At 54.1% G+C, this 14,918-nt stretch carries 11 protein-coding genes and 1 tRNA gene; 5 read left to right on the top strand and 7 right to left on the bottom strand.

Annotated elements, in window-relative coordinates; translation table 11 throughout:
- From VNL73_10115 to VNL73_10095, 5 genes are all read right to left on the bottom strand, one after another.
- Positions 1-262, bottom strand: a 262-nt coding sequence (locus VNL73_10115) for a hypothetical protein (GenBank protein HXF49760.1), incomplete at its 3' end; no start/stop codon positions are given.
- On the bottom strand, positions 259-819 hold the full coding sequence (gene dcd / locus VNL73_10110) for a dCTP deaminase (protein ID HXF49759.1): 561 nt from the start codon (positions 817-819) through the stop codon (positions 259-261). The genes VNL73_10115 and dcd, both read right to left, overlap by 4 nt.
- 118 nt (positions 820-937) lie before the next feature.
- A complete protein-coding gene (locus VNL73_10105; protein HXF49758.1) occupies positions 938-3,157 on the bottom strand; it encodes a protein kinase in 2,220 nt (739 codons plus the stop codon).
- Positions 3,154-5,400 carry a protein kinase gene (locus VNL73_10100; protein ID HXF49757.1) on the bottom strand — a complete coding sequence of 749 codons (2,247 nt, stop codon included), beginning with the start codon at positions 5,398-5,400 and terminating at the stop codon, positions 3,154-3,156. The genes VNL73_10105 and VNL73_10100 overlap by 4 nt, the downstream gene beginning before the upstream one ends.
- Positions 5,401-5,522: 122 nt before the next feature.
- Complete coding sequence (locus VNL73_10095) at positions 5,523-6,257, bottom strand: hypothetical protein (GenBank protein ID HXF49756.1); 735 nt, start codon at positions 6,255-6,257, stop codon at positions 5,523-5,525.
- 137 nt (positions 6,258-6,394) lie between these two features.
- Here VNL73_10095 and VNL73_10090 point away from each other — a divergent pair.
- The 3 genes from VNL73_10090 to VNL73_10080 all read left to right on the top strand — a co-directional run bounded on the left by VNL73_10090 (position 6,395) and on the right by VNL73_10080 (position 9,096).
- Positions 6,395-6,466, top strand: a tRNA-Gly gene (locus VNL73_10090).
- A gap of 69 nt (positions 6,467-6,535) precedes the next feature.
- Positions 6,536-7,870, top strand: a complete 1,335-nt coding sequence (locus tag VNL73_10085; protein ID HXF49755.1) for a DUF512 domain-containing protein — start codon at positions 6,536-6,538, stop codon at positions 7,868-7,870.
- Positions 7,867-9,096, top strand: a complete 1,230-nt coding sequence (locus VNL73_10080; protein HXF49754.1) for an Nramp family divalent metal transporter — start codon at positions 7,867-7,869, stop codon at positions 9,094-9,096. Before VNL73_10085 ends, VNL73_10080 begins: the two co-directional genes overlap by 4 nt.
- A gap of 12 nt (positions 9,097-9,108) precedes the next feature.
- Here the strand turns inward: VNL73_10080 and VNL73_10075 are convergent, their stop codons facing one another.
- Positions 9,109-9,681 (bottom strand): hypothetical protein, encoded by a 573-nt coding sequence (locus VNL73_10075; protein HXF49753.1) that lies wholly within the window; start codon positions 9,679-9,681, stop codon positions 9,109-9,111.
- 144 nt (positions 9,682-9,825) lie between these two features.
- Positions 9,826-11,343: a hypothetical protein gene (locus tag VNL73_10070; protein HXF49752.1), complete on the bottom strand. Its 1,518-nt coding sequence runs from the start codon at positions 11,341-11,343 to the stop codon at positions 9,826-9,828.
- Between the two features lie 89 nt (positions 11,344-11,432).
- Here VNL73_10070 and VNL73_10065 point away from each other — a divergent pair, with 89 nt between their 5' ends.
- Together VNL73_10065 and VNL73_10060 are read left to right on the top strand one after the other, a co-directional pair.
- Positions 11,433-13,442, top strand: coding sequence for an ATP-binding protein (locus VNL73_10065; GenBank protein ID HXF49751.1), 2,010 nt, complete (start codon positions 11,433-11,435; stop codon positions 13,440-13,442).
- Positions 13,442-14,809, top strand: a complete 1,368-nt coding sequence (locus tag VNL73_10060) for a sigma-54 dependent transcriptional regulator (protein HXF49750.1) — start codon at positions 13,442-13,444, stop codon at positions 14,807-14,809. Before VNL73_10065 ends, VNL73_10060 begins: the two co-directional genes overlap by 1 nt.
- Positions 14,810-14,918: the final 109 nt, after the last annotated feature.

Raw genomic sequence — 14,918 nt, 5'->3', positions numbered from 1 at the left:
AATAGAGCTGCCCGCCCCGCCAAAAGGCGATTTTTCCGGGGAGTTTCATTCCCGCGGCCTGGCTTTCGATTTGGGAAAGAATCGTGGGCTGGGTGTCGGCGGGAGTTACCCGCGGGTCGCCGCCGGGCGATGAAGGAATCAAAGGACTGGGCAGATTTTGATTCAGCTTTTGATTGTTGTTGGCCGCCGCTGTTTGAGTCTCCGACTTTTTCCCACAGGCGACAAAAAGCAGCACCCCTAATAAAAGAACCCTGAACTTCATTTCTCCATCCTTGGCAAGGTAATGTTCCGTTGCGCTTGATATTTTCCCCTCTTATCCTTATACGAAACTTGGCACAATTCGTCCGATTCCAAAAAGAGAATCTGGGCGATTCCCTCGTTGGCGTAGATTTTGGCCGGAAGGGGGGTGGTGTTGGAAATCTCCAATGTGGCGTGCCCCTCCCATTCCGGCTCGAAGGGGGTGACGTTGACGATGATGCCGCAGCGGGCGTAGGTCGATTTTCCCAGACAAACGGTCAAGACGGAGCGGGGAATTTTGAAATACTCCACGGTGCGGGCCAAGGCAAAGGAATTGGGGGGAATCAGAATGTACGGCGCTTTTACCTTGACCAGGGACTGCGGGTCGAAGGCCTTGGGATCCACGATGGATGAATTCACGTTGGTGAAAATCATAAACTCGTCCGCCACGCGGATGTCGTAACCGTAGGAGGAAAGGCCAAAGGAAATCTTTCCCTTCCGCACCTGCCGGTCGGCGAAGGGGACGATCATCCGGTGCTTTTGGGCCATTTCCTTTATCCATCGGTCGCTTTTAATCGGCATCTATTTTCCTTCTGTCCAAGTTTTTGGTTCCAATTGAGCAGGCGAATATAAGCGGGGGACCGGTGGGTGTCAAAGGCATCAATAACGGTTTTGAAGGGAATTCGACGGGATTATTCTACTACTTTTCCAAGCCGACTTTTCTAAGCAACGCAGTAAAGCGCAGGTCGTCGCGGAGCGGGTCGACGTGGGGATCGACTTTCAAGAAAACCAGAGCCTGGGACCGTTCTTCAAACGCTTTTTCGAACCAATCGAAAGCCGTATCCTTGTCCCCCAGTCCAGCATAAATAGAGGCGAAATAATAGGCGGAGACATAGCGTTTCTTCTGCAGTTCCAAAAGTTCTTCCACCATGGCAAGGGCCTTTTCACGCTCGCCAGAAGTGGCGTAAGTATGGCCGAGGGAGGCAATGGTGATTGGGCTACCGGAGGAAATGGCTTTGGCTTTTTCGTATTCCTCCAATGCCTTCCCATACATCGCCTTTTCCTGGTAGGCGAACCCCATCCAAAGATGGGCCAAAAAGAAATTAGGATCCATTTCGAGCACTTTCTTAAACTGTTCAATCGCCAGGTCATACTGACGGGCATAATAATGCAGCCACCCAAGAGCAGCATTGATGATGAGGGAAAGCGGATCCAGTTCCAGGGCTTTTCTCATCCGGGCAAACCCTTCTTCCGTACGCCCCATGCTCAAAAGAAAAGTGCCATAAAATTGGTTGGCCGATGCATAGTTGGGGTTTAACTGGAGGGCCCGCTGGTAATCCTTTTCTGCGCCGCTCCAGTTCCAGTCGTGGTAATGCCGGGCGTAGGCCAGGGCAGGATACGCTTCGGCCAAATTTTCGTCAATTTCAAGGGATTTCAAAGCTGCCGCCCGAGCTTTGGGAAATGCCTCCTTGGGCGGCAGCATGCTGTAGAAGCCGAGCATATTGTAGGAATCCGCCAGTCCGGCATAGGCCAACGCGTAAAGCGGGTCTTTCTGAATTGCCTGCTCAAAGAAGCGTATTCCTTTCCAAATACTTTCCTCTGTCCGTTTGTTCCACCAGTAGCGCCCCTTGAGGTAGGACTGGAAGGCTTCCGGATCCTGGGTCGGGCGCTGCTTCAAATCTTTCTCCTCGTTGGGGGAAAGCGTGAGCCGCAAAGCGCCGGTGATTTCCCCCGCCACTTTTTCCTGAATGTCGAAAACGTCTTCCATGGTACCGCGGTACTTTTCGGCCCAGAGGTGTGAATCCTGCACGGCATCGATAAGTTGGGCGGTGATGCGCAAATCGTTTCCCTGCCGGCGGACACTCCCCTCGAGAATGAACTCCACCCCCAGTTCGCCGGCAATCTGGCGCAGGGGCTTTTTGACACCCTTGTAGCGCACAGCTGAGGTGCGGGAAATAACTTTCAGTGTGCGGATTTTGGAAAGGTGGGTGATGACCTCTTCGGTCAGCCCGTCGCTGAAATATTCGTTTTCCGGATCCGGGCTGATGTTGTCAAAAGGCAGAACGGCTATCGACTTCAAAACGGAGGCCGCCGGCACAGCCGCGCAGCAGGCCGCCTCCGCCTGTTTCAAGTCCGCAATCAACTCCTCGGCTTTTTGGTAACGGCCGGCAGGGTCTTTTTGCAGACATTTGGCAACGACGTTTTCCAATTGAAACGGAACTTCCTTTCGCATCGAACTGAGCGGTGCGGGGATTTCATTCAAAATGGCATACATCACCGCCTGTTCGTATTCTCCCGTGAACGGCTTTTGTCCCGTCAGCATCTCGTACAAGACCACCCCCAAGGACCAAAGGTCGGCCCGGTGATCCGCCGCTTCCCCGCGGAGAAGCTCGGGGGCGATGTAATTCGGCGTGCCCACCGTTTTGGATTTGGCGGAGGTGCTGTTCCCCAATAGTTTTGCCAGCCCGAAATCGACGATTTTTGCGATGCCGTCGGCCGTTATCACCACGTTGCCCGACTTGATGTCCCGGTGGACAATCCCCTGTCGGTGGGCCTTCGCCAACCCTTGAGCAATCTGGAGGGAGATGGAAATCGTTTCTTCTGTTTTCAACGGCCCCTTTTCTATTTTTTTGTTGAGCGGTTCCCCTTCGTAATACGCCATGCAGATGAAAATCTGTCCCCGCTCGGTCTGGTCGATTTCGTGGATGGTGCAGATGTTGGGATGGTCCAAAGCCGAGGCGGCCTTGGCTTCCTGAAAAAAACGTTTTTTCTGATCTTCTTCCGCTCCAAGGTGGGGTGGAAGAAATTTTAATGCCACTATACGATCCAGCCGGAGATCCTGCGCTTTGTAAACCACCCCCATGCCGCCCTCGCCGAGCTTTTCCAAAATTTTGTAATGCGAAACAGTCTGGCCGATCATCTTCCCAGGCGAGCCTTCAAGCGGGCTTTTTCGAGCAGTTCCTGAAAGCGGGGGTCGTCCCGCAAGGAATCCAGCCAGGGGTCAACCTTTAAGGTATAAAGCTCCACGTACCCCTCCCCCAGTGACTTGTTCAGCCATTCGAAGGCCGAATCCTTTTCTCCAAGCGCGGCATAGACCAAGGCTATCGAATGGGGGGAGACGATCCGTTTTTGGGAAATCTCGTTCACCTCTTCTATCGCCTCCAGGGCCTTTTTCCGTTCCCCCATCCGGGCGTATACCCTGCCCAAGTAAGCCACCCGGCTCCGGTCGCCGGTCCGTTCAATCGCCTTTTGAACTTCGGTCAAGGCCTCTTCATGCCGCCCGGTCAAGGCCAGCGCGGAACTCAAGCTTATGTAGGCGCGGGTGAAGTCGGGATCCAAATCGAGGGCCCTTCTGTATTGCTCAATGGCCCGGTCATACTGGCGGGCGAAATAGTACGAGAGCCCCAAATCCGTCTGAATCGGCATGGAGATGGGGTCCAAATCACGGGCTTTTTCCATCATGCGAATGGCTTCCTCGTTCCGCCCGGTCGCCGACAAAAGGCCGCTGTACCAGTGGTAGGTGGTGGCGTAGCTGGGATTGAGTTCGATTGACTTTTTGAACTCCTCCTCCGCTCCCTGCCAGTCATAATCGTTCATCTTCAAATAGCCCATCGAGGTATGGGCTTCCGCCAACCCCTCGTCCAGTTCCAAGGCCCGGGCGGCCGCCTCCCGGGCTTTGGGATAGACATCGTGGGGATGCCGGGCATACAAGCTCGTTTCTCCAAGCAAGGCGTAGCTGTCGGCCAGACCGGCATAAGCCAGGGCGAAACGAGGATCCTTTTGAAGGGCTTCCTGAAAGAGCGCTATCGCTTTGGTAAACCCCTCCACGGTCCGTTTGTTCCATTGGAAACGACCCTGCAAGTAAAGCTGATAGGCCTCCGTGTTCTCGGTATAGCGTTTTTTGAGCTCTTTGCTTTCCCCCGGCGTCAAATGCAGCCGCAGGGCGCCGGCAATCTCCTGGGCCACTTTTTCCTGAATGTCGAAAACGTCCTCCATCGTGCCGCGGTAGGTCTCGGCCCAGAGGTGGGCATCCTGAAAAGCATCTATCAACTGGGCGGTGATGCGCAGATGGTCGCCAAACTTCCGGACGCTCCCTTCCAGAATGTACTGAACGGAGAGCTCCGCAGCGACCTGCCGCAGCGATTTGGCCGTCCGCTTGTACCGCATAATCGAGGTGCGGGAGATGACTTTTAAAGTGCGGATTTTGGTCAAATTGGCTATGATCTCCTCCGTCAAACCGTCGCTGAAATATTCGTTCTCCGGTTCCGGGCTCATATTGGTGAAAGGCAAAACGGCGATCGAAGGGGCCAGCGCTCCGTCCGAGCTTTCCGTTCCAAGACGACCGGCCTTCACGCTTTTTCTGAGCGCCCGCAAATCGGCCAACAGCTCGTACATTCGCTGGTAGCGCAAATCGGGGTCCTTCGCCAGGCATTTTTGCACCACCCGCTCCAGTTCCGGCGGGATGCCGCGGGCATAGCGGGCCAGGGGCTGCGGGGTGACGTTCAACAGTTCGTAAAAGATGGCCGTTTCGGTCTCACCGTCGAATGGCTTTCTGGCCGTCACCAACTCATACAAAACCGCCCCGAACGAGAAGATGTCGGCCCGGTGATCGACCTTTTTTCCCTCCACCTGCTCGGGGGCCATGTAGTGGGCCGTGCCGACCCGTACTCCGGTTTGGGTAAGTCCGGAAGCCTCGCCCCATTTTGCCAGACCAAAATCGGTCAACTTGACCGATCCGCGGGAGGTGACCAAGATGTTGGCCGGCTTGATGTCCCGATGCACAATGCCGGCCTCATGGGCCGCTCCAAGCCCCTCTCCAATCTGGATGGCCAAGTCGAGAACTTCGGACAACGAGATCTTCCCATCCGCCACCAACTGGGAAAGCAAGCGGCCCTCGACGTATTCCATGACGATAAAAACCTCTTCGGGGGTTTCCCCCACCTCGTAGAAGGTGGCGATGTTGGGGTGGTTCAAAATGGCTTGGGCCTTGGCTTCCTGAATAAAACGCCGGCGGGAATCCGGGTCGGATATCCGGCTGGAAGAAAGTTTTTTTACGGCCACTTTGCGCCCCAAGATGGTATCCTCCGCCAGATAAACCTCCCCCACCCCTCCTTCCCCCAATTTTTCCAGAATCTTATAGCGTGAATTTTCGGTTTTTGTCATTTTTAAAAAGATAAATCAAGGCACCGCCGCTTATATATCCACCCGATTCATGCCGGGAATTAAAAACATCATCCCTCGGCGGTAATTTAGCGGATAAAAGGCGTTTAGTAAAACGGAAAAGATTAATAACGGGCCTGGAGCTTGAAATTTTGTATTGCTTCGCGGGCGGCTGCCAGTTGATTGTCTATCGATGGTTTCCCGCCGTCCGCTCCCCGGCGGCCGTGGTCGGTGACGGCGTCATAGGTCTCGTTCACTTCCCGGAAAACAGCGGTGATTTTGGAAACCGCCTCGGCGGTCAAGGCATCCAGCAACACGTCGAGCTGCTGGTCCATCCGGGCGCGGATTTCGTCATCGGTGCAGACCGGGATGGAGATATTGAAGGCCTTGGGGCATTTGGCAAAAACGGCGTCCGCAATCGGCTGGGCAACCCGTTCAAAGACTTCCCGGTAGATTCGGGCATGCCCCTCTTCATGGGCTTTCAAAACTTCCCAACTCTGGCCGTCGATGCGGTCGCCGTATTCCGGCCGGTAGGGGATATTAACGGTTACGTCTCCCCCCACCAAAACGGTGACTGCCTCCACCGTGATAATGGCGACGCAGGGCTGGTTTTTGCGGCCCGATTTGACGTTGGCGCGGGCATCCGCCTCCGTGCGGCAGCGCACCAGCCCCTCCGTAAAGGCCGCTTCGTTTTCTTTCATTGGTTTGGGGGGACGCTGGCGGTCGAAGTAGCGATCCGGCTGGCGGAGCAGGTTGCGGGCATCGGCGTTGATGTGAAGCTCCGGCCCGGCGGCCACAGAAGCCTGTGCCATGGCAAAAAAAAGCTCCCCTGCCAAAAGCATTACAGCTCGTTTTGACATAGTCCTCTATTCCTTGTTTCGGAAGAAAAAGGGGGGTTATTGAGGAAAATTATTTGCAGGTTGCGGGCGGTTTTGACCCCTTTATCCACTGTTTTCCTTGACAGTCCGTATCAAAGGGCGTAAATTTTCCGGTGCAAGCGGGAGTAATTCAGCGGTAGAATGCAAGCTTCCCAAGCTTGACGTCGAGGGTTCGACTCCCTTCTCCCGCTTTTTATTTTTGCCGGGATAGCGCGACATCAAAGGGCCGGCAGCCAGAAGAAGAGCCGGGAAACTGCAAAATGAGAATTCGTGAGATAGCGCCGAAATCGATAGCCGCCGAATTGGGACTCTCAACGGGAGACGAACTGGTGTCCATCAACCGGCACCCGATTGGCGATTTTTTGGATTTGCGCTTTCAGAGCGCCGGGGAGGAGTTGGAACTTTTAATCCGCAAGCAAAACGGCGAGGAAATTCTTTTTGAAGTCGAAAAGGAGTATGACGAGGAGTTGGGAATCCTTCCAGAGGCGGACAAAATCATCACCTGCAAGAACAACTGCAACTTCTGCTTCGTCCGCCAGAACCCCCGCCGGCTGCGCCGTTCGCTCTACATCAAGGACGACGATTACCGGCTTTCCTTTCTGCACGGACAGTTTGTCACCTTCACCAACCTGAAGCAATCCGACATCGACCGGATTATCGAGTATCACCTCTCGCCGCTCTACGTTTCCGTTCACACCACCAACGAAGTCCTGCGCAAGGAATTTCTGGAAAACCCCAAGGCCCCCGACCTGATGCCCTTGATGGAGTTTTTCTTTTCCCACGGCATCGTGCAGCATGCCCAGGTGGTGCTTTGTCCCGATTTCAACGACGGCGAGGAATTGGAGAAAACGATACGCGATATGGCCGCGCATTATCCGATGGTGCCGACCTTGGCCGTTGTCCCCGTGGGGTTGACGCAATATCGCAGCCACCTGAAGCCGATGCGGGCGGTGGATGCCGGGTATGCCAACCGGATGATTGACTATATCGAGAAAAGACAGAAGGAATTCAGGGCCAAATGGGGTGTAAATTTTCTCTATGCGGCGGACGAGTGGTTCACGATTGCAAACCGCGAAGTGCCATCGGCGGAGTATTACGACGGCTTTCCGCAGTTGGAAAACGGAATCGGGATGATACGCAATATGCTGGACGATACGGAGGCCCGTTTCAAACTGCTTCCCAAACAGGGGCAGAAAAAGCGTTATTTGGTCGTGACCGGCCGTTCGGCTTATCCGACGCTTTCGAAATGCGCCGGAAGAATTCGTAACTGGGCTTCCCGACTGGAAATAGAAGTGATTGGCATCGAAAACCGGTTTTTTGGACAAAGCGTGGGTGCGGCCGGGCTTTTAATAGGGGAAGACATGCTGGCGGGGATTTCCGAGGCCGGACGAAACTTCGACGCCGTTCTGCTTCCCCCCTACTGCGTCAATCTTTCCGGCGTTTTTCTGGATGAGATGACCCCCGACGAACTTTCGGAAATTTTGGGAATACCGGTTTTCGTCGGAGGGACAAGCTTGGCAGACACACTTCTGAATGTCGAAAACCCAAACTGCAAACGGAAACAATTGAAAACCGAGTTCAACTTCTCCGCGTGAAGATTCTCTCCCGCTGGCGGCAGCTCTTCGTCATTCTGGCCATCTTGGGGCCGGGGTTCATCACTTCCAACGTGGACAACGATGCCGGCGGGATTACCACCTACTCCATTGCCGGAGCGCATTTCGGCTACCGGTTTCTGTGGACCTTCGTCCCGATAACCTTTCTTTTAATCCTGATACAGGAAATGTCCGCCCGGATGGGGGTGGTGACGGGGAAGGGGCTTTCCGATTTAATCCGCGAGGAATTCGGCGTTAAAATCACCTTTTACTTTCTAATCATTTTGGTTGCCGCCAATTACGCCAACACCGTGGCGGAGTTTGCCGGCGTCGCCGCCAGTTTGGAGATTTTCCGCGTAGGCCGCGAATGGAGTGTGCCGATTGCCGGCATTTTGGTGTGGCTTCTGGCGGTCAAGGGAACCTATAAATCGGTGGAAAAAATCTTTTTGTTGGCCACCCTTTTTTACGCCGCCGACATCGTCACCGGTTTTATGGCCAAGCCGGACTGGAGCGAGGTGGTACGGGGACTGACCGTTCCCAAAATGAACTTCAATCCCGGCGAAATCGGGATTCTCATCGCCCTGGTGGGAACGACCATTGCCCCCTGGATGCAGTTTTATTTGCAGTCCGCCATCGTGGAAAAAGACGTCAAAATTGAGCATCTGAAGTTTTCCCGCCTCGACGTTTTGGCCGGCTCGGTGGTGGTCTCCATCGTGGCGGCCTTCATTGTCATCGCCTGCGCGGCAACTTTGTACACCCAGAACATTCGGGTCTCCACAGCCGAGGAGGCCGCCCTGGCCCTGCGGCCCCTTGCCGGGGATTATGCGGCTTTTCTATTTTCATTCGGTCTTCTAAACGCCTCCCTTTTTGCCGCCTCGATTCTCCCCCTCTCCACGGCCTACGTGGTGTGCGAGGGGATGGGCTGGGAAAACGGGGTGAACAAAACTTTTGCCGAAGCGCCGCAGTTTTACGGGCTTTATTCGCTTTTGATTTTGTTGGGGGTTTTGACCGTCATCGTTCCAGGCCTGCCGCTTATAAAGGTGATGTACTGGTCGCAGGTTTTGAACGGAATTCTTTTGCCCCTGACTTTGGCCTTTATGGTCATCATCATCAACAAGCCGAAGGTAATGGGGAAATACGTCAACAAGAAATTTGTCAATTTCGTCACCGTCACGGCAGTGGGAATTTTGACCTTCCTTTCCCTCTCGCTGGTGATTTCAGCGTTATAAGACACGGGGCCGTTACTTTTTCCGCAGCGTCATCTCAAAGAATTTCTGCCAGTTTGTTCCGTCCGAGGACCGTTCGCCGATTTCGAACCACGCGCCAGCGTCCGTCAGTTTCATAATGTACCGGATGGTGCCGCGCGGGCTTTCCATCTGCCAGCGCCAGCCGGCCGAATCCAAGGTCAGCTCCCGCTCACCGGAACTCCCCGTCGCCAGCCAACTGGCAAATTGGTATTTCTTTGCCTGCGGCTCGAACGAGATTACCCCGAGCGTACTATGGACGGGAACTTCGGCTTCCGCACCGGGCGGCTTGGCCAAAAAATGCCCTTCCACAAGGAGGGCCGTTCCGTCAAGTTTTTTCTGAATCTGCTCGGTGCCGCGAAAGGTGACCCGATTTCCGCCAAAATCCATCCAACCCTCGCCGCTCCAGTCACCGACCATATAACCGAGGCGGGCGATCGCGGCAATCTGGGCCTCGGGCTTCGGACGGCCTCCCTTTTGTTCCTGGGCCCGGACAAAACCCGCGAGGATCGCACCGCAAGCAAATAGAAACACGCCCGCTGTAAAACTTTTTCCAACCATCTTACTCATAGTTTCCTCCAATCGATAAACCGCTTCAAGTAAAGATTCGTCGTCCTAAATTTCCATGCATTCCAGACAATGCCGCTAAACATCAAAAGTTTCCTTTTGCCGGATAATAAGAGGCCTCCCGGCTGCCGTCAAGTTCAACACACCTCAAGGTTTGTAAAGGAACACCCGCGTATTTTCCGGAGTGAGGAGTTCAAATTCCCTGTTCTTTTGCTCTGAAAGAATAAAGTCGGCATTTTTTGGAGTGGTAGAGAAGTAATTTCCGGCCAAATAGAACCCGACGGCGTGCGTGGCGCCGCCGATTGTGAAATAGTCACCCTCCACGAAAATCGTTTTTCCCTTCCCCACCCGGTCGGCAATGCGCTGGAAATCGGCGGTCAAAACGTTCGTTCCGGTATCCGCCTCTTTTTTGTCATTCAGATGGATTTGGGAAGAGATGAAAATCAAAAACGCCGCGCCCGCAAAACCAACCAGAACGGGCTTGGAGAACCTCTCCACAAAATGCGCCAGCATGGAAAAAAAGACCAGCGGGATGCCGATGAAGAAAATGCTTTGAAAATCGTGAAAAACCACGAAGTACTTCATCGGAAAGGCCCAAAAAAGCCCGGAGAGAACCAAGCTAACAATAAGAATTTTGTGCCGAGAGAAAAAGGCGCCAGCAAGACCGGTCAGCAAAGCCAGCCATCCCAGCCAACGGAATTGGCGGTGGATGACCCCTTGGGGAGCGAGAATATGCGGAATGCACATTCGCCCCGCGCGGTTGGCCTGCTCATCCATAAAATGCTTCCAGCGGAGATATTTGGCATACGATTCGTAGGTCTCCGGCGGGCCCTGGCCGAAACGCCACAAAATGGAGCCGAAGGAGGGAAGCTTTGTCAAGGGAACGTCGAGGGCCAGATACTCCCCCGTCAAGTTGACGGCGAGAATGGCCGCGCCGCATAAAAGCGCAAAAAGACCGAGGACAAAGTAACGGCTCTTGAGTACCGAACGAATGGAACAGGAAAGATACAATTCACGAACACAGCCGAACAGCGTGAACGGCAGGAGCAAGGCGAGCACCTGCCAGCCGAGAAGAAGCCCGGCGGCCGTTTTGACGAGGAGCTGGGCAAAGCGGCCTTCCTGCACAAACACAGCCAAACCATTAAAGGTCAACAACAGTCCGAAAAGCGTGGGCACGTCATTGAAAATCATGTCGTCGTAGTAAAGACAGTAGTAAGAGGAAAAGGCCAATAGCGTTGCCCCAACCGCAACCCAGCGGTTTCCGGTAAGCCGTAAACCGGAAAAGTAAGCGAAGATGGCGGCAGCAATAAAAAAACCAAGCATCAGCATCCGCGCCGCTGAAATTTGCATACTTAAATTGCCTTCAAACGGCAAGATGAACAATCGGATTAATGCGAAGGAGCCGATTGGAAAGCGGTTGTACAGGTCATACTGAATTGAGCCGTCCTCGGTACGGATCATCCGGTTGAACATCAGAAAACCATGTTCTGGCGACAGATGGCGGGAAATCGTCATACCGTGGGAAGACAAGGAGCCGTGGTGCCCGGACGGAAAACTGTGCAGGTCGTTTTGGAAAACGAAAAGCGAGCCAAGCGCCATCAAAAGCAGCGCGAAAGGGATGGTGGATGATTGATACAGACGCTGAAAGGGCTGGCGAAGCTCCATAACCGAGGCACGGAGTATAGCTTATCGTTCGGTTCGGTCAAGGCAAAGGTTGTCTTGACTTCCCCCTCCGCTTTTCTACTTTGGTACAGATGCCGACTTCTGCCTTCAAGCGGGTTTTGACGCTTAAAACCACCCTGCTTTTCGCTGTAATACTGGCCGTGCTTTTTGCCGGGCTGGCGTTTTTTGGAATTCAGAAGTCGAAAAGGGACTTGCTGGCCTTGATGAGCCAGCAGGCGGAAGGGCTTCTGGAAACGCTTTCGCTGGCCTCAATGAATGCCCTGAAGGCCAACCGGCTTTTGGAAAGTATGGTGGAAAGCAGGCTTTCCGATTTGGGCTACTTTGTCGCCGACTTGTGGGAAAACCACAGCCTTTCGGCCGATGCCCTATCACAAATCGCCAACGAGGCGCAGCTGGATTATATCAACCTTCTTTCTCCAGGCGGGAAACTTTTGCTCAGCAATTCGCGCGGCCGGGAAAACGATTTTTACAGCCCTGTTTTCGATTCAAACTTGGCCGATTATCTGAAAAACGGCGACCGCGACCGGGCCTTCTCCTACCGGCTTCCGGATGATTTTTTGGCCGGGGAGCGGATGGCCGTTTTTGTACGCACGGCCAAGGGAATCGTGAACCTGGTGGCCGACCAGACCTTTATGAAAAATTTTCAACACGAGGTCGGCATCGGCTACCTGGTTCAAAAAATCGCCGCCTCGCCGGGGGTCGCGTACGTCGTTTTGCAGTCGCCGGAGGGAATCATTCTCGCCTCGCGCGACGTTTCCCGGATGACCAGCATTCCGGGGGAGCCCTTTTTGGAAAACGCGCTTTCCTCCCCTCATCTGGCAACCCGGCTGACCGATTTCGAGGGGAATCAGGTCTTCGAGGCCGTGCATTCGTTTTCCGCGCCGGACTTCCCGACATCCCTCTTCCGGGTCGGGCTCTCGCTGGAAGGGTTTCAGTCAATTTCGGCCTCCTTCCGTTATCAGATAATTTTCTTTTCCGCCCTGCTTTTCCTTTTGGGACTGGTGGCCTACGGCTATTTTGCCTCGACGGAGTCGGTAAAAACCTTGGAAACCAGTTTTTCGCGGCTAAAGGAAACGACCGATAAAATCTTGGAGGATATGGATGCGGCAGTGGTGGTGGTTGATGCGCAAGGAAAAATCGGTTTGGCAAACCGGCAGGCGGAAAAACTTTTGGGCGTTACGGAGAACGACAAAACAAGATATGCGGATGTTTTCCGAAATGACGAGCTGGTATTGGCGGATGTTCTGAAAAATCGGCGCCCAAAGAGCGGTTGGCAGCTTCAACGGGGAGAGCAATTACTCTTGGGCTCCTCCTCCCCCTTGTTCGGGTTGAACGGGGAACTGGAAGGCGCGGTGGCGGTCATCAGCGATTTGACTCGGACAAAGAAGCTGGAGGAGGAGGCCAAGAAAAGTGAGCGGCTGGCGCTTTTGGGCAATCTGGCGGCGGGGGTGGCGCACGAAATTCGGAATCCACTGAACACCATCTCGATTGCCGCCCAGCGGTTGAAAAACGAGTTCTCGGTTACTTCCGACCAGGCCGAGTTTGAAAGGTTTGTCGCCGCCGTGGAAACGGAAGCCCGGCGGATAAACCAGTCGATCTCGGAGTTTTTGGGGCTGGTTCGAAGCGAGAAGCTTCAAAAAATCAAAACAAAATGGTCAAACTTCTGGAACGAACTGATCACCGCCGCGCAGCTGGAAGGAAACCCGAAGCGTATAAAAGTTGAAGCCGATACTGCCGTTGATATCGAACTGGAAATCGATGCTTCGCAGCTGAAAAGGGCATTATTTAACCTGGTGCGAAATGGGTGCGAAGCGACTCCGGAAGGTGGACAATTGACCTTGAAAAATCGAACCGTCCCCTCCGAAAACCGGCTGGAAATCACCGTTCAAGACGATGGGCCGGGGATTCCGGCCGACGTATTGGCAAAAATCTTTGACCCCTATTTCACCACCAAAGCCGCCGGCACCGGCCTGGGGCTGGCAATAGCCCATCGTATAATTACCGAGCATAATGGAAAAATCGAGGTTCAAACCGCTCCTGGAAAAGGAACGATCTTTACCGTTAACCTTCGCCTTTCATAATGAGCAAAGGACATCTTCTAATCGTTGACGATGAGGCCCCCCAGCGGGAAATGCTGGCGGGGTTTTTGAAACGGGAGGGGTACGCCGTCACTGTCTGCGAGCGGCCTTCGGAAGGAATAAAGGCGGCCGAAGAAAAACTTTTCGACTTGGCCCTGCTTGATTTGCGGATGCCGGAGATGAACGGCATTGAGCTTTTGGTCAAACTCAAGGAGATGAACCCGGAGCTCGTGGTGATTGTCATCACCGCCTTCGGAACGGTGGAAACGGCGGTGGAGGCCTTGAAAAAAGGGGCGTTCCATTACTTGACCAAGCCGGTTTCTCTGGAGGAGCTGACCGTCGCCTTGCAAAAAGCGCGCGAGGGGCAGCTCCTCCTGGCGGAAAACAAGTTTCTCAAAGAAACAATCGAAGCGGGCTACAAGGATGAGCTGATTCTGGGAAAATCGGAAAAGATTAAAGAGGTTTTGAGCTTGGTGGCACGGGTGGCGAAATCAAATTCCACCGTGTTGATTCTTGGCGAATCCGGCACGGGCAAGGAACTGGTGGCCCGCGCCATTCACCGGCTTTCATCCCGGGCACAGAAATCGTTTGTGGCCTTGAATTCGGCCGCCCTGCCGGAGACGCTTTTGGAATCGGAGCTTTTCGGCTTTGAAAAAGGGGCCTTCACCGGAGCGGTGAAATCCAAGCCGGGAAAGCTTGAGATGGCCTCCGGCGGTACTTTTTTCCTGGATGAAATTGGCGACCTGCCCCTTCCCCTTCAAGCCAAGCTTTTACGCGTCTTGGAAACACAGGAGATTGAGCGGCTGGGAGCGACCGGGACGGTAAAAATCGACGTTCGCTTCTTGGCGGCGACCCATCAGAATTTGGAAGAAAAGGTGAAAGCCAAAACCTTCCGGGAAGACCTGTATTACCGGCTCAACGTGGTCAGCATCAAAATCCCTCCCTTGCGGGAACGTCGGGAGGATATTGCCGTTCTGGCCGAGCATTTTATCCGCAAGTTTTCCTCCCAAATGGGAAAGCCCTTCCCAATTCTAAGCCGGGTGGCGTTCGAGGCGATGCTCGCCTACGGCTGGCCGGGGAATGTGCGGGAGCTGGAAAACGCCTTGGAGCGGGCCGTGCTTCTGGCGCGGGGGGAGCAGATTAATGTCGAAGACCTGAAGCTCAAAAGTGAAACGCCCCCAGCGGCGGTTCCTTCTTCCACCTCGGATGACAGTTTGGAGCCCTTGGAGGAATTGGAAAAGCGGCATATCCGCAAGGTCTTGGAATCGGTCGGCTGGAATTTCTCCCGCGCGGCGGAGGTTTTGGGGATTCACCGCAATACGCTGCGGCTGAAGATTCGGGAATACGGGATTTCGGAAAACCCTGAATGAAGTGGACCTGAAACAAAGGTCTTGACATAAGGCAAACTTGCCTTTATGCTTTCGCCGTAAAGAAAGACAGCATAGCCGATTCAACAGGGCGGAAGTGAAACCGATACCT

The organism is Verrucomicrobiia bacterium (genome assembly GCA_035574275.1).
In the GTDB taxonomy this organism is placed as follows: domain Bacteria; phylum Zixibacteria; class MSB-5A5; order DSPP01; family DSPP01; genus DSPP01.
The sequence above is the reverse complement of the archived record's forward strand: the minus strand, read 5'-3'. Positions and strand labels throughout refer to the sequence as shown.

Excerpts from the sequence above, each read along its gene's own strand:
- dcd (HXF49759.1), bottom strand. The coding sequence starts at position 819 with ATGCCGATTAAAAGCGACCGATGGATAAAGGAAATGGCCCAAAAGCAC.
- VNL73_10105 (HXF49758.1), bottom strand. The coding sequence starts at position 3,157 with ATGATCGGCCAGACTGTTTCGCATTACAAAATTTTGGAAAAGCTCGGC.
- VNL73_10100 (HXF49757.1), bottom strand. The coding sequence starts at position 5,400 with ATGACAAAAACCGAAAATTCACGCTATAAGATTCTGGAAAAATTGGGG.
- VNL73_10095 (HXF49756.1), bottom strand. The coding sequence starts at position 6,257 with ATGTCAAAACGAGCTGTAATGCTTTTGGCAGGGGAGCTTTTTTTTGCC.
- VNL73_10085 (HXF49755.1), top strand. The coding sequence starts at position 6,536 with ATGAGAATTCGTGAGATAGCGCCGAAATCGATAGCCGCCGAATTGGGA.
- VNL73_10075 (HXF49753.1), bottom strand. The coding sequence starts at position 9,681 with ATGAGTAAGATGGTTGGAAAAAGTTTTACAGCGGGCGTGTTTCTATTT.
- VNL73_10070 (HXF49752.1), bottom strand. The coding sequence starts at position 11,343 with ATGGAGCTTCGCCAGCCCTTTCAGCGTCTGTATCAATCATCCACCATC.
- VNL73_10065 (HXF49751.1), top strand. The coding sequence starts at position 11,433 with ATGCCGACTTCTGCCTTCAAGCGGGTTTTGACGCTTAAAACCACCCTG.
- VNL73_10060 (HXF49750.1), top strand. The coding sequence starts at position 13,442 with ATGAGCAAAGGACATCTTCTAATCGTTGACGATGAGGCCCCCCAGCGG.